General features: G+C 32.4%; 17 protein-coding genes and 2 pseudogenes. 2 read left to right on the top strand and 17 right to left on the bottom strand.

The genetic code is table 11. From position 1 onward, the window contains the following. Positions 1 to 634: 634 nt before the first annotated feature. From ABE048_RS16410 to ABE048_RS16350, 13 genes are all read right to left on the bottom strand, one after another. Positions 635 to 1,201, bottom strand: coding sequence for an imm11 family protein (locus tag ABE048_RS16410; protein WP_430312351.1), 567 nt, complete (start codon positions 1,199 to 1,201; stop codon positions 635 to 637). A 190-nt stretch (positions 1,202 to 1,391) separates the two neighbouring features. Beyond that, on the bottom strand, positions 1,392 to 1,961 hold the full coding sequence (locus tag ABE048_RS16405) for an SMI1/KNR4 family protein (RefSeq protein ID WP_430312350.1): 570 nt from the start codon (positions 1,959 to 1,961) through the stop codon (positions 1,392 to 1,394). Positions 1,962 to 2,157: 196 nt separating this feature from the next. Continuing rightward, the gene (locus ABE048_RS16400) at positions 2,158 to 2,601 is read right to left on the bottom strand and encodes an SMI1/KNR4 family protein (protein WP_430312354.1); all 444 of its coding nucleotides are present in this window, start codon (positions 2,599 to 2,601) and stop codon (positions 2,158 to 2,160) included. Positions 2,602 to 2,834: 233 nt separating this feature from the next. After that, positions 2,835 to 3,287 carry an SMI1/KNR4 family protein gene (locus ABE048_RS16395; protein ID WP_430312349.1) on the bottom strand — a complete coding sequence of 151 codons (453 nt, stop codon included), beginning with the start codon at positions 3,285 to 3,287 and terminating at the stop codon, positions 2,835 to 2,837. 13 nt (positions 3,288 to 3,300) lie between these two features. Beyond that, complete coding sequence (locus ABE048_RS16390) at positions 3,301 to 4,422, bottom strand: HNH/ENDO VII family nuclease (RefSeq protein WP_430312347.1); 1,122 nt, start codon at positions 4,420 to 4,422, stop codon at positions 3,301 to 3,303. Between the two features lie 10 nt (positions 4,423 to 4,432). Further along, positions 4,433 to 4,723, bottom strand: coding sequence for a T7SS effector LXG polymorphic toxin (locus tag ABE048_RS16385; protein WP_430312346.1), 291 nt, complete (start codon positions 4,721 to 4,723; stop codon positions 4,433 to 4,435). 69 nt (positions 4,724 to 4,792) lie between these two features. Then, entirely contained in the window at positions 4,793 to 5,254 is a 462-nt protein-coding gene (locus ABE048_RS16380; RefSeq protein WP_430312345.1) for an Imm30 family immunity protein, read from the bottom strand. A 283-nt stretch (positions 5,255 to 5,537) separates the two neighbouring features. Then, the gene (locus ABE048_RS16375; protein ID WP_430312344.1) at positions 5,538 to 6,014 is read right to left on the bottom strand and encodes a hypothetical protein; all 477 of its coding nucleotides are present in this window, start codon (positions 6,012 to 6,014) and stop codon (positions 5,538 to 5,540) included. A gap of 309 nt (positions 6,015 to 6,323) precedes the next feature. Then, positions 6,324 to 6,779: a DUF4274 domain-containing protein gene (locus ABE048_RS16370; RefSeq protein ID WP_430312343.1), complete on the bottom strand. Its 456-nt coding sequence runs from the start codon at positions 6,777 to 6,779 to the stop codon at positions 6,324 to 6,326. 175 nt (positions 6,780 to 6,954) lie between these two features. Continuing rightward, entirely contained in the window at positions 6,955 to 7,500 is a 546-nt protein-coding gene (locus ABE048_RS16365; RefSeq protein WP_430312342.1) for a T6SS immunity protein Tdi1 domain-containing protein, read from the bottom strand. Positions 7,501 to 7,519: 19 nt separating this feature from the next. After that, positions 7,520 to 9,376 (bottom strand): T7SS effector LXG polymorphic toxin, encoded by a 1,857-nt coding sequence (locus tag ABE048_RS16360; RefSeq protein ID WP_430312353.1) that lies wholly within the window; start codon positions 9,374 to 9,376, stop codon positions 7,520 to 7,522. A gap of 51 nt (positions 9,377 to 9,427) precedes the next feature. After that, positions 9,428 to 9,706: a YwqI/YxiC family protein gene (locus ABE048_RS16355; RefSeq protein ID WP_430312341.1), complete on the bottom strand. Its 279-nt coding sequence runs from the start codon at positions 9,704 to 9,706 to the stop codon at positions 9,428 to 9,430. Between the two features lie 23 nt (positions 9,707 to 9,729). After that, positions 9,730 to 10,089, bottom strand: coding sequence for a YwqH-like family protein (locus tag ABE048_RS16350; protein WP_430312340.1), 360 nt, complete (start codon positions 10,087 to 10,089; stop codon positions 9,730 to 9,732). A gap of 485 nt (positions 10,090 to 10,574) precedes the next feature. Here ABE048_RS16350 and ABE048_RS16345 point away from each other — a divergent pair, with 485 nt between their 5' ends. Next, entirely contained in the window at positions 10,575 to 11,447 is an 873-nt protein-coding gene (locus ABE048_RS16345) for an EAL domain-containing protein (RefSeq protein ID WP_430312339.1), read from the top strand. A gap of 113 nt (positions 11,448 to 11,560) precedes the next feature. Here ABE048_RS16345 and ABE048_RS16340 read toward each other — a convergent pair. Beyond that, positions 11,561 to 11,776: pseudogene (locus ABE048_RS16340) on the bottom strand (hypothetical protein); the annotation flags it as partial. Positions 11,777 to 11,874: 98 nt separating this feature from the next. Next, positions 11,875 to 12,339 (bottom strand): hypothetical protein, encoded by a 465-nt coding sequence (locus ABE048_RS16335; protein ID WP_430312338.1) that lies wholly within the window; start codon positions 12,337 to 12,339, stop codon positions 11,875 to 11,877. A 271-nt stretch (positions 12,340 to 12,610) separates the two neighbouring features. Between ABE048_RS16335 and ABE048_RS16330 the strand changes: the two are divergent. Next, positions 12,611 to 12,742, top strand: a pseudogene (locus tag ABE048_RS16330) (hypothetical protein); the annotation flags it as partial. A gap of 146 nt (positions 12,743 to 12,888) precedes the next feature. Here ABE048_RS16330 and ABE048_RS16325 read toward each other — a convergent pair. Together ABE048_RS16325 and ABE048_RS16320 are read right to left on the bottom strand one after the other, a co-directional pair. Then, the gene (locus ABE048_RS16325; protein WP_430312337.1) at positions 12,889 to 15,888 is read right to left on the bottom strand and encodes a carboxypeptidase regulatory-like domain-containing protein; all 3,000 of its coding nucleotides are present in this window, start codon (positions 15,886 to 15,888) and stop codon (positions 12,889 to 12,891) included. 304 nt (positions 15,889 to 16,192) lie between these two features. Further along, positions 16,193 to 16,807, bottom strand: a complete 615-nt coding sequence (locus ABE048_RS16320; RefSeq protein WP_430312336.1) for an immunoglobulin-like domain-containing protein — start codon at positions 16,805 to 16,807, stop codon at positions 16,193 to 16,195. Between the last annotated feature and the right edge of the window lie 39 nt (positions 16,808 to 16,846).

Here is a 16,846-nt window from a genome sequence, read left to right as displayed (position 1 = left end):
TAAAAGATGATAACAATTTGTCCTTGTTACTAACGAATGTTAGTAATCAAAGTTTATTGATTAACGTCTTGCTTGTTCAGTTTTCAAGGTTCATATCTTGTCGTTATCTTAACGACTCATTTATTATATCAAAATAATTATAATGCGTCAACAACAAATTTAAATAGTTTTGATATTTATTATTACTCATTTATTTTCATGTCGTTTTAGCGACTTGAATAGTATATGAAATAAATATCTTATTGTCAACATCTTTTTTTCGCGATAGATTTTTTAATAGTTTTTAGTGACTACATTGTTTCGCTCTCCATTTTCAAATTAATAAATCGTACTTAAAAAGCCTTCAACCTCGGTAGAGATTAAAGACTTTTTTATAGCTTATTTTCAGAATCATTTGAGTACCTTGCACCAAAACTTTATTATATGAGATTATTTTCAACCATAAAACTACTTAAGTCCTTATTATATAACTCAAGATAATCCTCTATTCTTTCTAATCGTATTTAAAAGCCCCTCAATTATTTTAGGTGTGTGTAGACACTATCTTTCATTTATATCCTTCTATCTAATAGGTGAGTTGCTGCTTTAATCCTTAAACGCCTAGAATGATTTACTCTAAGGGAAAGTAAAATGATTACGGGGTTACTTCAACTTCAAGGAAGTCGCAACCAGTAATATTATTTTTTTCAACTAATTCTTTCACTAATTCCGATACAAATATTGGAATTTCATCACCTTTTAATTTAAATATATGTTTACCATTTATTTCATTTTCATTTAACGTATATTTGGAAATATCATAAAATTTATTATCATCTAATTCAAATACACTATATGTTGACTTTTCGAAGTTAATAGCATCAACCACATTAACCACATTTGCTACTGTATATCCATGTATCGAATTATCGTTTTCTTTATTTATAATATTTATTGGCAAGAATTGCACCCCACCGTTATCTATCTCATTTAATATCGTTTCAAACAGTGGGGAAACTATAAACCATGATAAATTATTATGGATATAATCTGATACCTGATTACCTTCACTTGGATTGTAATAGAAAGTTATTTTCTCATTCCAACTGCTAATTTGCTTTCCTTCTGATAATTCATATTGCTCCCAACCAAAAGAATTTTCACACAAGCAAATTATCTCCCTCTCATTTGTATAGTCTTTTAGCAACTTAAAGTATCTCATTATTGCTTCCTCCAATAATCTTTATATAGCATATCTGGAAAGACTTTATTTATCACTAATTTTCAGAGTGGTTTGAGTACCTGGCACCAAAACTTTGATTCAACACGGCATTAAATCCAACTTATCATACGATCATCAACTATTTCAAAAGAATGTACCTACATGTAGCTATTATCACTTAATATTCTATTTACTTCATATTTTTAGAAGCATTATTTAAAAAGTCATTTAATTTATCACCCAAACTTAATTTAACATTATCTAGGGTATTATTTTCTACTTTTACTCTTTTAAAGTTTTCTATAAATCTTTCAAAAGAATCACAAACTTGGACAACATTATATACGTCCATTTCATGAAACCATATATAAATTTTATTATGTTTATCGCCCTGCTTACCCATGCATATTAAATCTCCACCTGGCAAATCTGCAATTGGAAACAAACCATATGGTAATATATCCCAATGGGTGTTAATCTTATCATCCAATCTATTCTCATCATTATTTAATCCATAAATAGAATCTATTTCAAATTGGGTTTGTTTAATCTTTTTTGGCAATTCTATTGATGGTATAAATCGAAAGTCTTCTCTTATATAATCATTACCGTAATGTTTCAGATAAAAAACATAATCTTGAGGTAACTTTAAGTTATGTTTTTCTTCAAGCGTTTTTATATCAGCTTCATCCCAAATTGTATCTATCTCTTTTATATCAAAATCAACTATTTCATCTAATTTCTTTTTTAATTCTTCCATTTTTTAATATCCTCCTCGTAAATCAGATGCAGAACCAATATGTAGAGCATTTCTAAGCAAATCAGTTGGGATTAAATCTATTACTGTATCCGACTTATGGTGTGGTGTAGCCCCTGCCTGCTTTAGTTTAATTGTTGGGTATATAAATCCTTCTGGAATTGAATAGCGCCAATCAAGGAATAAGTACTATGTTCGCTTAATCAACTAATAAATCAAGGTAATACTTATCATTTTCTTCTATTTTTCTTAAAAATTCGGAAAGAGAAGTTGCTATTTGAATATCATAATAATAAATCGGATTTTCATTGTTATTATTCAATTCAATTGACATTAAAGCTGATTCATTACCCTCAAAAAATATTAATTTGTTACTCTCAAATTCATCGTATATTTCTATGTCTGGATAAAATTCAAAATCATTTATTCTCAATCGAAAGTCTCTTATAGAATATGGGTCCATAATACGATTAATATTAAACTCTGATCCTTTAATAAACCCATAACCAACTTCTAAATAAAAATTAACTAATTCATTAGGCATTTTTAAATTCAGTTTTTTTTCAACCTCTTCTATTTCACTTTCAGTCACTAGATAAAAACTATTTTCTTTGTTTGCTTTTATAAAATTATTACAGTTCATCATTTTTTACCTCCTTTAAACAAGACATATGCTGTGGTGGACCTGTTCCATAAATACTAGCCTGGTGCTCATTTGGAAATTTTGGCTACCGTATCATTAATTTGTTTTTCACGTCATTGACTTCTCTAATTCTATGATGAATTATTGTTGGGTAGGATCAATCTAATTTCTTTGGCGATTATAAAGAAACAACCCACCAATAGGATTTACTCCTTGGCAGGTTAACTCGTTTACTAATCTTCGTCATCTTCTTCCCAGTTTCCCTTTGCTGTTTCAAGACGTTGAATAAAATAATCTAAGAAGTTATCTTCCAACGTACGTCCATATCCTTCAAGATTATCCCACATAATAACTGGACATTCTCCGTCTATCATTTTATTTGTATCTAGACAATATGAGAATTCATCAATATTTTCAATTACAACTATACCGTCGATTAAATTATAAAATTCCCGATAGTCTTTAGTTAAATCTACTACTGATGCCCCCTCATAATCATAACCTTGAATATCAATACCAAAAATCCCACCTGATCCGTAATTTCTTAAAAACCATTTATAACTTTCAGGAAGAGTCACTTGAAGTTTACTCTCGATTTCCAAAACTCTTTCTTCATTTACTCCACCTGTAAAATCATCACCTTCTCCATTTTCCTTAATAAATTTTTGTAAATTAGTATACTTCATTTCCCATCACCTTCTAATCTTGATTTTCATATTGCTTTGCTCTCCATTTCCAATACCTTCTACGAAAATTATCATATTGATTTTCGAGTTTTGGAGATTGCCTAAAACTTTCCCCGTTATTTTTTAACCCATGTATTACTTCACTATATTTTTTGTGTAAACTCTCTGGTATCTCTAACAGAGCTCCTGGTTCTTCTTGAATCAAATGGTGTAAATTAATTTTTGAACCATCATTTGCATAAGGTGCACGACCTTTGTTCATCAGTTGTAAATTTGTTTTCTTTGTTTTTGGGTCCACTCTCTTAATATCTAAATTCTTAATTTGATAAACTCTTCTATCAATATCTTTTATTTTTCCATTAGCTTTAACTTTCCCTTTTATTTCAATAGCATTATATTTATCACTTAACCATGGTACTGAAACGTTTTTCCCCGTAAATGGTGCTCTGCTTGAATTAGATACTTCTTGTTCCATAGAAAGCAACCGATCTTTCAACCCTACACTATTCACCGTATTATACGGCACACCGCCTACATTCACCCCAGCTAATTGGTGTTGGGGTGCATATGGGAATAAGTTTGGGATGGAGGTTTCTTTTAGTGCACCCTTTACTGTGCTTACTCCTGCTTTGGCAGCGGCTTTCGTAGCGACTTTCGTCGTTGCCATTCCGGTCTTTGATACAGCACCCAGCCCTTTGGTTCCCACCACGGAAGTCACGAAGGTTCCTAATGCATAGGATATCCATCGTGCACGTGACTCGGCATCTCCGTTGATCACATCTCGTTCAAACGAATCGCTGATTGCCTTCGAAATATAATCGTAGGTTTCGATTGGGTGGGCTATCGCTTGAATTGTGCTCTCTACCGTTTTTACTGGATGGAGGACGACATCAAATATCCCTTTCACGAAGTCTTTTCCCGATTTGTAGAGGCCATCTTTGATACCTTTCGCTGTTTTCAGCATGGTGACGATTTGTTTCTGATCTTCATCTAGGTTTGCATCGCCAATTTCTTCCGCAATCTTCAAATATTCATCTATTGTAAATGCATTCAGAAGTTTCTTTTTCAATTTTTCGATTTCTTTTGTGTCTTCTCTAGAACAAGTGCTTCCCAATTCCGTAAGCCAGCCATCCAATTGATACTTATTAGGTACCGCTTGTATAGTTTTCTAGTTGGAGTTTCCCGCTGTTAGATAGCAATTTAATCCCGTTAATGTAGTTTTGCATGTTCGATACATCTTTGGATAATTGTTCTAGTGCTTCAGTTTGATTGTAATCAAATTGATGAACTTTTTCTACCGTATCATTAATTTGTTTTTTCGCGTCATTGACTTCTTCAAGAAAGGATTCATCACTTAATTGTGGTAATGCAACAATGTCTTGTACCGAAAGAATCGTATCATTGTTTGAGTACCTGGCACCAAAATTTATAACCAATTTATTCGGCACTGGGTAGTAGATTAAAAAACCACCTTAAAAGGTTTTTGCCAATTAAGGTGGTTATAATTATATTACTTTTAATACTTCATCTACAGAATTGCTAAACATTTTTGGGTCTTCACTTTTTATGTCTCTTAATAAGTTTATTATTATCTCTTTTGTCTTGTCATCTAGATTAGATAGTACACTACCGTATGTTCTTCTTACTTGTTCATGATTTAAAATTCTATAATGTAAAACTTCCATCCATTCTCTTGCCCTATCAATAACACTTGGGACAGCCGAAGCGATTAAATATAACCCTTCTTCAATATTTTCTTTATAGAGATGCTCTATGCCATGTACTAATCCGAACATTATTTCATATTGTTCTGTATCATCGTCAAATCCCATGCATAATCCTGTAATAACTGATTTATCCCCTAAACCAATAAGATTACTTAACGCCTCTTTAAATTCAGATATTTCTTTTTGAGATTGTAAAAGTCTATTTGTGTAGATTTTCTTTAGTTCTGATTTCACATCCATACACTCCACCTCATCTTACTTAGTAAATAACTCAGGATATAATTCTCACTTTAAGCTTTTCAAATTAATGTAAATCGTATTTAAAAAGCCTTCAACCTCTGTAGAGATTAAAAACTTTATTTATAGCTTATTTTCAAAATTTGTTTGAGTATTTGTTTGAGTACCTGGCACCAAAACTTTCCATGGGACACCCATTAGGTCCAACTTTTGGAGTCATATCACTTTATTTGTCTAACTTATGGGGTTGAGATAAAAATTGTTTATATGTCTAAGGTTTTATAATTTACTCCTGTGTTAGGGGTGTAATATAACTATTATCTATTGAAACTCTTTTTAATAAATTCAACGCTTCTTGAGTTACAACTAACTCACCTTTTGGTGATAAACAGAAATGATGTCCTGACCAATTTTTGAATTTCTCTCCTTCTACTTCAATTTTGCCAAGTGGTATAAATCTGTTGAATGTAGGAATTTCTTTATTTGGATACATTTCTTTAAACTCATCAGACGTAGTAATTAAACACTCTTCAAGTTTGTAATCTTTAAAATCACTTTTCTCTAATTCTGTTTGAAGTTTACTTGATACAATGAAAGCTGGTGTTGACTCTAATAAGTCATCTCCTAGCCATCCTTCAAATTCATAATGCAAATATTTTACCTTTCCTGATATACCCTCTGTTTCAATATCTTGCTCTGCTCCATAAATGGTATGTTCACCATGACCACCTGATACTTCTGGTTCTAAAAAATATAATTTCATTAGTTTACTCTCCCTCCTCCAGACTTACCTTTTCACTTTGGATTAAAATTTTCACCATATTACGGAAATCAGGACGGTACCTAATCCATATGACACCCATTTTACACGTGAATAGGCATCACCATTTACCATATCTCGCTCAAATGAATCGGCTATCGATTTCGATATTTAGTTATATGTTTCGATTGGATATATAAATCGTACTTAAAAAGCCTTCAACCTCGGTAGAGATTAAAGACTTTATTTGTACATTATTATCAGAATTATTCGGGTACCTAGAACCAAAACTTTAGTTTTTAACCAATCACATTATATTTTTGGAATATTAACCACTTCTCCTGGTGATTTACTAATGAGAATATCAGGAATGGTTGGATTACTCTTTTTCAATTTATATTTTTGAATTTTTGTTAATTCAGGGTCGAAGGAAATATTCTGAGATTTAAATTCTAAGTTTATAAGTTTATTATAAATCTTACCCAAAAAATTTTTCCATTCATCTAATGAAGAACTTGAAACTTCATCCTGATTTTCTAACATACGATATCCGTCTGCATAATGAAACATTAGTAAACCTGTTCCGAAATCACAAGCCTCATTTTCTAGAATAATTGTTGGTAAATCAAATCTACTATTCCAATTATAATTTGCAGCAAAGTAATGAAGTAATAAAGAGTTGTTTGTATTCGTTAACTGATTGATTATATAGTTTTTTTCTGCATTATAAAGTAACTGTTCAAGGAAATTAATATCTTTCTTATCCATGAGAACTTACCTCCTTACCATTATTTTTCCAATTGTTTAAGCTTTCTTTCCCAAAGTTCTACCGTCGCACCTTGACTAGTATATAATGGTAAACTTAAAAAGCCTTTAACCTCGGTAGAGATTAAAGACTTTATTTGTATCTTATTTTCAGAATTGTTTAGGTACCTGGCACCCATTACTGAACCAGTCCCATAAATTCAGTAATAATAAGAATATGTTCCTTCAATTTGACTTTTTTTAGATTCTCTACTTTTTCTGCTCCACCTAAACCTAATAAAGGGGTGTATCCAAAACACTCGTCATAGTTAGGGGCACTGTATTTACTAATAGCTTCAGGATAAGGCTGCCACATTAATTCATCGTTCATAAAGTCATTATCTATTAAGTCATCAAAAAAGAATTCAAATCCAGATGAAACAACATTAACATATCCTTTTCTAAAGTTTAATAAATTTACATACTTATCTTTTTCCCATACTATAATATCACCCATTGCGGTTGTAAAAATAGGAATCGCCTGCTCATACCTTAGATAACTTCGCTCTAAAATATCTAAATAATCCTCTGGATTAATAACTTTTAAAAAGTCATTTGCGAAAGTACCAAAACCATATTTTTTCCATGTTTCTATTAATTCTTCAGGAAGTTTATCCTTATATTTTAAAATAACATCTTCATCAACTGTTTCATGTTTTATAAAATCGCTAAATATAGTTTCCAATTAAAATACCCTCCTTTGATTATTGAGTTAATTTCACATTTAAATAAGTATTCTTTAGCTTTTCAGGTGACATATTCTTCGCTATTTCCCTAATTTGCTCATCAACAACATCAATTCTATATTTCCATTGTGAACCTATCGAGGAATTTACTCTTTTATCCCCCAAACCTCCAATAATGTCTGCTCTTCCTCCAGCTATTTGATCTGGATTATGAAGTGCTGCTTTTGTTTCCATCCATTCTGAAGCTTGCTTTGTCGCATCTGCTCTGGAAAGTCCTTGTTTTCGCAGTTCAGCAATTTTATCTTTAAGTGCTTCTTGTCTAGCCATTTTTTGAGCTGCATTTCCTTCTATTGCTCTACCTTCAGCAATATATCTATCTCTATTTTTCAGATACTCGTCAACTGTTAATTCATTCATACCTTTTTCTTGGTCTTTTAATTGTTTTACAAACTCTTCGGAGTCATGTTTAACATTTTTTTTAAAATTAACTTCAATTTCTTTTATTCTAGGTACATCATCTAAATATTTTACATTTCTAGTACCCTTAGCTCCCTTACTACCCTTAGTCTCCACCTTAGCCATAGAAAGCAACCGATCTTTCAACCCTACACTATTCACCGTATTAAAAGGCACAACACCTAAATTAGCACCAGCTAATTGGTGTTGGGGTGCATATGGAAATAAGTTTGGGATGGGGGTTTCTTTTAGTGCACCCTTTACTGTGCTTACTCCTGCTTTGGCAGCGGCTTTCGTAGTTGCCATTCCTGCCTTCGTTACAGCGCCTGCGCCTTTGGTTCCCACCACGGAAGTAAAGACGGTTCCTAATGCATAGGATATCCATCGTGCACGTGACTCGGCATCTCCGTTGATCACATCTCTTTCAAACGAATCGGCTATCGATTTCGCCAGATACTTATATGTTTCTGGATCAACTACCGCTTTAAGTGTACTTTCTATCGTTTCTATTGGATTGGTGGTGAATAAATCAATTATCCCTTCCACGAAGTCTTTTCCCGATTTGTAGAGGCCATCTTTGATACCTTTCGCTGTTTTCAGCATGGTGACGATTTGTTTCTGATCTTCATCTAGGTTTGCATCGCCAATTTCTTCTGCAATCTTCAAATATTCATCTATAGTAGATGCATTCAAAAGTTTCTTTTTCAATTTTTCGATTTCTTTTGTGTCTTCTCTAGAACAGGTACTTCCCTCTTCGGTCATAAGCCAGTCATCCAAATGATACTTATTTAGGGTACCGCTTTTATAGTTTTCTAGTTGTAGTTTCCCGCTTTTGGACAGCGATTTGATGCCATCTATGTAGTGTTGCATGTTTGATACATCATTGGATAATTGTTCTAGGACATTACTTTGATTGTAATCAAATTGATGGATTTTTTCTATCGTATCACTAATTTGCTTTTTCGCATCAGTGACTTCTTCAAGAAAGAATGTATCACTCAATTGTGGTAATGCAACAATGTCTTGTACCGAAAGAATTGTTTTATTTGTCTCGTCTGTTAGCGTAATTGTATGATTGGCTGAGTTTTGCAGGCTACTTTTTAATTCTCCTTTTAAATACAATTCGACAATCTTACCATTACTAGCAGATTCTAGCGCCTGTAATTCTTTATCCATGCTTTTAAGTTTACTTTCGTAATCTTCTATAAAATCTTTGTAATAAGAGATAAATGGCAGATGTACTTCTTTATAGTAATTCCGTACCGCATCACCACTTTTTCCTTTAAAGGCATCTTCTAGTGCAATTATCCCTTGTACTGCCGTTTCAACCTCAGCAATCTCATTTTGTTTATTTTTTAATGATTTGAGTGTTTCCTCTATTCCATTCTGTAAGCCAGTAACATCTAATACCTTCGTAATATCAATCCACCTCGCTTAGCATAAAGTAAAACTTCCCACAGTGTAAATTTCTTATTTCAACAGTGTATAATCTCCCAGCTGTTCATCCAACTCAATCATACTCTGAACAGCTTGATGGCTTGCTTCTTCATTTTGTATTAATAGGACTTTGTAGGATTTTAAAACTTGTTCGAGCGCTTGTTGGAGGTCTTTCCATTTCTGAACGAGCGTTAGAACATTATCCTCACCGACTGTAGAAGGAAACGAAGTATGAAGAGCATTTGTAGAGGATTTCATCTTAGAAAGGGCTTGTTCAATCTCACCCTGCTTGATTTTAATTTCCATACCCATCAAATATCACCTCCTAAAACTTGTTATTTACTTTTCTCCCTTTCAGCAGCAAGTTCTTCCTCAAGACGTCTAATAATCTCTTTTATAGAAATGATTTCTTCTTGTAAGCTTTTTATTTTGTCACCTAACACCTTATAAACAGAACTGAATTGTTGCCCGTCTAACTCACGATATTTAGTTAGCATCTGCTCGGTGCGGGTTTGATCAAACTTATTGGCTAACATCCCTTGCCAAGTGTTACTAGAAAGTGTAGGTTGTGTAATCTTTATTTCATACTCGATAAATTCTTGTTGATGTGCGTGCAACTGACTATTACAGGCCTGTAGCCTTTCAAGTTGATATTCTTTTTCACGTAAAAGTGCATAGTAATAACCTAAAGACATGTTCATCACCTCTTTTTTAAAAAAACAGAAGTCTTCCTACGATCTCTTTAATCTCCATCAATCAATCCAGTGACCTATAATCAACTTGAAAATATAATACATTTTTTGTCAACTTTTAGAAATTATAACATGTAAAAATAATACTATTAAGATTATTTTTACCTATTTATGTAAATGAATATTGGTAACAATACCTATATTTCAATAAAGCGAAAAGGATAAAATAGAACATCAATAGATTCAAAAGCTCAGAAAAACATATTTAAACATCTTTCTACTATTGAACGCGTAAATGCCATCCGTCCGACCATTGGTTGCTTTAGCTATAGAAAAAAAGCCTCAATGTGATTGAGGACTTAATCTGTAATCTATTTTCCGAATTGTTTAATGCGCCCGTTATTTACAAGTCTTTAAATAAAATTAACATTACTTTAACAGTAAAATATTAAAATAAGGAAAAATACCTTTATACATAAGGAGATCGTATGAATTTTCCACTATATTCCGGGGATTCGCCTGTTAACCCATTCTCATATTTAAAATACTTATATGGCCGGCGTCATGAGGATCTCTTGAATTTCAAAAGATACAATGAGCTAAAAAAAATATTAAAAAACGAAAAACTCAACACATTTTTTCAGCCCATTGTCAATTTGCAAACAGATGAAACATTTGCCTTCGAGGCACTAAATAGACCATCTAACTCAAAATTATTTTCAAATGCCGATGTGTTTTATGAATTTGTTGGGCAAACGGATATGGTTTTTGCATTTGAAAAGTTTTGTAGGAATCTTTCTTTACAAAGATACATGACTAGACTTCCGGAAAACTCCATTGCAAAACATTACACATTATTTTTAAATATCCATCCATCAATTCTACTAGATAAAAACTATCACAATGGCGAAACATTAAAACTTTTAGGAAATGTCGGACTGCAACCAAATCAAGTCGTTTTTGAACTAACGGAGCGTAGTGCTGTCACAGATTTCCAAGAATTTGAGCGAGTTCTCTCTAATTATCGTTCACAGGGTTATCGCATTGCTATTGATGATGTGGGGTCTGGCTATAATAGTTTAAAGACATTAATCTATCTAAAACCAGAGTTTGTTAAATTAGATCGCTCACTTATTCAAAATATTCATCAGAATGAGGCCAGTCAAAAATTAGCTTCGATGATATATGAATATGCAGAACAATCTAATACAAAAATTATTGCTGAAGGCATAGAACATATAGAAGAAATAAAATACCTTCAATCTGTTGGAATTCATTATGGGCAAGGTTACGCACTAGGTAAGCCCAAAATGGAAATACTGAAAGGTAGCATTCCTAATAATTCACCAGATTATTTGTGAAATTAATCCTTTCAAAAAAGAAAGTCCTAAACCATTGTGGTTTAGGACTTTTCTTCTGGGCAAGATCCATGGTTTTTATATATGCTTTTGCGTGTTAATATTTTTAAAATAATTAATTCTTTAATTATTTTTTCAACCTTATGCAATTCTCCTAATAGCGGATTTTGATAGTCATTATAACTATCCATATAGGTACGCACACCACCCAAAATATTTATCTCCTTGATTTCTTTATTATTTTCTAATATTTCTAATGCCCTCTTATATCTTTTATATATAAGCTGTAAAACGCCACTTTTTATATCTTTAGCATAGTCTTGATTAAGCATACAGTTTTTTCTAACACCATATCTCTTTTCAGAACTAAATGCATGACCTTCCTTTATACATGTTAAAGGATTTTACGATTGAACAAAAGACCGATTTTTTAAGCGTTCGCTTTTATAAAAACTGTTTCGCTTAATTCACTATTATTCTTTTTGTGTTTATAGTAACGAATTGTCTCACGAATTAAATAAAACCATGAAACAATCAAATTTTTAACAATCATACCAAATAACACAATGATTACTCCAAATAATGCACCCATACTTAATGCGTTGTCTCTACGGTTAAATAGGTTTTCTAACATTGCACCAATTGCTACAACTGTAATTCCTCCTGCAGCTGCTCCTAAAATCGGTTTTACAGATGTGTATCTCATAATAAATAATCCAAGAGTTATGATTACTATCCAAGTAAATGGTGTAGATACATTAGGTAATAAATCTGCAATTATTACACTAACAATTCCTATAAAAGCTAAGCCCCAACCGTAAATTAAAGACGCCTTTAACTTTTCTTCTTCTGTGCTTGCTTTAAATACATGTTTTAATACAAAATTAAAAATCACAAGTATCACTCCTATAACCAAATATGTATAATAATAACTTAATTATATGTTATATGAAATTATTTTTCTATATCTTTTGTAATATTTACAATTAAATAAAATAGTTCATTTTACTTAAATATATACAATACAAGTAATTGAACAGTTGATATTAAATCCTTTTCTTATTAATACAGATAGGTAAGGGATTAAAGTTATCGCTCATTTTTTCCACCTTACATGAAACTTTCGGCGTTCCTAATTCAATTCGCTTTGATGAAGCAACCGTACCCAGTTTAAAATTATCCGTATTGCTAGAACTATCGCAAACCTTGCGAAAATAGATCTTATTGAAAATACCACAATCGAAGAAGCAATAAGTTGGAAGAAAGAAGCAATACAAATAACTACACCCCACAGATAAAACCATAGCCATAACAAAATCCCTGACCAAAAAATAATCAGGGACTTTTTCTTATCGTTCTATATAGAAAAGACTTAAATTGAATTGAATTATATGGCGAACTTATTTTTAGATTGAACGGAGCTAAAGCTTTTAAAATACCTTTTTTAATAATTACTCATTGGATTTTCTTCTAAAACTTCATTCACCTCATATATTTTACCCTTCATAGCATCTAAATCAAAGACGTGCCAATAGTCTCCCTCTTTACCGAAAGGCACTGTAAATTCTTGAATTGGTTGTTGTTGATCATCGAAGTATACTTTGACAGTAGCTCCACTCTCGCTCAACATTCCTCTACCTGCATACCTATGAACGATAAATCGATAAATATTTTTATGTTTTTCATAAATCGTAATCGTTTCCGGGCCAAAACTATTTATATCATCTAAATCTAAGTTAGCTCCATAATTATTGTAATCGTCTTCGGCTTCTTCTTCAGGATTTCCTTTGTTACGATAATAAAGATGGAATATCTCATCCGATTTTTCTGAAGGCCCATAGAGATGTGCATCTAAATCTCTCGGATTTTTCCCCCAAGACAGTACAATTCGTATATGCCCTTCTTTTAAAATCGGTGAAATTGCAAAGTTACTTTCTTTATGTGTTGCATTTACTGTAATTTCTTGCGTCATTGGTAAATAGCTCGTACTATCAGGAATAACTTCTACACTATACATTCCTTCATCCAACTTTTGTGTGTAGTGCCCCTCTTCATCTACTGATGTAACAGCGACTGGTTCAACATCATCTTTTCCCATATCATTCATATTATAGAATTCTAGACGCACTCCTGTTAGTTTTTCACCTGTTACCGCATTCGTTGTAGTCCCACTAATTCCGATTATCTGTGCATCACTTGGTACAAGATTAAGTACATCCATTTTGATCAGACTATCACTTGAATCATCAATTACCAGCATACGTGTAGATTCTTTATAACCATTCTTTTTATAAACTAATTCATATTCACCTTCGGGTAAAGATAAAGTGTACTGTCCTTGAGCATCTGTTGTTGTGCTTGCTACTTCTTTCTTCATCCCTTTATCTATTGCCTTTACAGTGACATCTGATAACCTACCATTATCTGTTGAAGATAGCACTTGACCTTCTAACGCATGTTTATTGGCTTTCGTCACTAATATATCTACATTTTTCTTAATATCTTCATATTCAACTTTTAATGTTGCTTTATCGCCTTCTTGAGCATTTTTATTTATCGTTACATATCCATAGCGATCTACTGTTGCAACTGATTTACGTTCTATAGACATCTTAACAGACTTGTCTGGAAGCTCAATTTCCTCTTCCTTTAACTGGTTTGTAACACTCGATAAACTAATTAGCTTTTCTTCACCTGGTGCTGCTTTTATCGTTTTTGGAGATACACGAAGACTTGTCACATCACATGTTGATGCTTCATATAGTGGTTTTTCATTTTTTAATGCCTCGAATGGTATATTATGATTTGTTGTTCCTACATTACCATTTACTTTAAAGAAGCTTTTAACATCCAGTCTTACACAAGCATCTCCTTCAAATTCTACTCCGTCTTCCTGACTCGACTCTTTCCCTGCTGATGCACCAACCGATAAAGTTTTTGATGCTTCACCTGTCACTTCCGCTCCGATTCCAACATCGGTGTCTAATTCCCCTACTTGAAATTGAACAACTTGTGCATGAATAGCAAGACGTAGAGCAAGACTAGCTTCTGCCTTTCCTTCTAGCTTACCAAGTTTCATATCTGCCTTTACAGTTGATTTGTTAAAAGCCTCCATTTTCCCGTTATTATTTTTTCGAAATCCAACTTTTAATTTAGAAGCAAGTTCTGTTCCTGCGGAAACCTCTCCCGATAAAGCACCTTCACCTACAAGAGCGAGACCAATTTTTGCTCCAGCAATTCCATATAATTTAACCGGGATATTGACACCTAAATCGATTGTTTTATCAAAAACTCTCTTCACATCATCTTGAATTTCTGTATAAACTTCAAAGGCTCCCTCTTCGGTTTCTCGTTCATAACTGTATTTAATATTTATATCTTTCTTAAACTGTGTATTAAATTCTAAATATTTCAGATTACTGAGTTTCCCATCTGTATGTAGACGAGGTAAACCAAACGTAACAGAACCATTTAACGTAACATTATTTAGCTTTATTCTTTTACCACGAATCGTTTTTGTAGTTCCTTTTTGTAATACGATATTTTCATATTTAACTTTGACACCCTCATGTTCTTGTTCAATACTGATTTCTGCTTGATCATCATTTTCTATACCAAAAACTCTTAATGTTGGTGTCTCTTTTTTTGTATAAACACCTTTTATCTGGTCTTCATCAATTTTAAAATCATCAATTGTCAATTCTTTTGAAGTAGAAATTTCAGAATCTTTGTCAATAACTTCTTCTAAAATAGGTTCCTTTGTTTGAATGACTGTTTTACCTGATTGATAGTTAATACTTGATACTTTCTTAGCATATCCAAACGGATATTCCTTTGTGGCTGGTAAAATAATGACATCATTCTTGTTGAGAGAGATTACTTCTTTTATCTTACCAGCAAATACTACTTTATCTTGATCGTAATTAGTCGTTTTTAATTTTTTTAAAGTTTTACTCGATAGTTCTTCAACATTTTTTGTATAGTCAATATTATTGTTCTCAGGATTGGCTACAAATTGTTTTGCTGATTTTTTTGCCGTTGTAAACTGCATTTTCACAGGCTGCTTAATAAATTTCTTCTTACTTGACGCTACCCCATCGGTTACAAATAGTGTATAAGTTTGGTCCGTATTGTAACCATTCGTTGGTGGCTGTATTGTTATCGTTTGTTGGTCTTTTTGCAGCACAGCCGAGGTATCCATTTTGTTTCCATCTTGATCCAAAACATAAACATTGTCTTTCGTTATCGTATGTATATCTAATTTTGAATTCATCTTAATATTCCAAGCTTTATCTGTCTCAACATTCGTTTTCGTCATCAATACTTTATAATCATTTTCATCATCCATCGTTTCAGCAAAAGCACTAATTGACCAAAGAGGTGAACTAATCATAGAAAATAATAATATAAATGCAAATAAAAAAGTGCCAATTTTTTTTCTCATAATTATCTCCTTTAATATTTTATATATGCGTAGGAAGAAAAGTTTGCTCCGTTTCTAGTTTCAACCGATGATTCAATCCATTGCCTACACGCTTCAGGAAGTATAGCCTGTAATTGAGATATTTTACTAGCCTCAGAAATGATATTTGAAACATTTTTTGAATATCTGAAACAAGATTAGTAGATTAATAAAATATAATAACTGCTTATCTACATAAACCTCCCTATCATCATATGCTATAGCTTCAAAACAACGTAATTAGCAATCCTATTTTCCATATAGGATTGCACTTACATTCTTCATATTAATATATCTCGATTACTTCTAATTGTTCCGCAGGCGATACTTCAACAGTAATTTTCTTGGTTACGGTATTTTTTTCATAGTCTGTAGCCATAAATGTAATTGTATAAATACCAGATAGCGTGGTATCTAATTTTTTCACTTCTTCACCTTTGTCATTTTGTATTTTCGTCTTAACATTTACTTTTCCACTTATCTTATCTTTAGCTGTAGCAGTAGGTAGCTTAAAGGCTTTCCCATATGTTAAAACATACTCTGATTGAGGGTTAGATAGCGTTAGCACTGGTTTCGTCTTGTCTTTCTTATAGATTCCATTGATATACATTTTTTTCTTATAAATCTTCGTTCCTTTTGCTAATTTTCCATTTTGATAGAGATTTCCTTTGTAAACTGTCTTTTTTTTATAGACAATCCCTTTTTTGTATAGCTTCCCTTTATAGACAACGGTCTTTGTTACAGTCTTCCCCGTCTTCGGATTCACTAGCTTGTTTTCTTTTACTTGATAGCTTGTCTTAGCATAAACTTGTATACCTCCAAATGAACTATGCATTAGTAAAACCAGACTAACAGCAAGCGCTATTCTCGTAATTCTCGTAATTTCGATTCTTTGTTGCATATCTATTCTCCTTTCTTTCTTTTATTACAATGAGTATTT

It is taken from the genome of Rummeliibacillus pycnus (assembly GCF_050459865.1).
GTDB lineage: Bacteria > Bacillota > Bacilli > Bacillales_A > Planococcaceae > Rummeliibacillus > Rummeliibacillus pycnus_B.
Note: the sequence above shows the minus strand (reverse complement) of the source record. Positions and strands in the feature narration are given on the sequence as shown.

Coding starts and splice junctions, on each gene's coding strand:
- ABE048_RS16410 (WP_430312351.1), bottom strand. CDS start 1,201: ATGAGATACTTTAAGTTGCTAAAAGACTATACAAATGAGAGGGAGATA.
- ABE048_RS16405 (WP_430312350.1), bottom strand. CDS start 1,961: ATGGAAGAATTAAAAAAGAAATTAGATGAAATAGTTGATTTTGATATA.
- ABE048_RS16400 (WP_430312354.1), bottom strand. CDS start 2,601: ATGAACTGTAATAATTTTATAAAAGCAAACAAAGAAAATAGTTTTTAT.
- ABE048_RS16395 (WP_430312349.1), bottom strand. CDS start 3,287: ATGAAGTATACTAATTTACAAAAATTTATTAAGGAAAATGGAGAAGGT.
- ABE048_RS16380 (WP_430312345.1), bottom strand. CDS start 5,254: ATGGATGTGAAATCAGAACTAAAGAAAATCTACACAAATAGACTTTTA.
- ABE048_RS16375 (WP_430312344.1), bottom strand. CDS start 6,014: ATGAAATTATATTTTTTAGAACCAGAAGTATCAGGTGGTCATGGTGAA.
- ABE048_RS16370 (WP_430312343.1), bottom strand. CDS start 6,779: ATGGATAAGAAAGATATTAATTTCCTTGAACAGTTACTTTATAATGCA.
- ABE048_RS16355 (WP_430312341.1), bottom strand. CDS start 9,706: ATGGGTATGGAAATTAAAATCAAGCAGGGTGAGATTGAACAAGCCCTT.
- ABE048_RS16350 (WP_430312340.1), bottom strand. CDS start 10,089: ATGTCTTTAGGTTATTACTATGCACTTTTACGTGAAAAAGAATATCAA.
- ABE048_RS16345 (WP_430312339.1), top strand. CDS start 10,575: ATGAATTTTCCACTATATTCCGGGGATTCGCCTGTTAACCCATTCTCA.
- ABE048_RS16325 (WP_430312337.1), bottom strand. CDS start 15,888: ATGAGAAAAAAAATTGGCACTTTTTTATTTGCATTTATATTATTATTT.
- ABE048_RS16320 (WP_430312336.1), bottom strand. CDS start 16,807: ATGCAACAAAGAATCGAAATTACGAGAATTACGAGAATAGCGCTTGCT.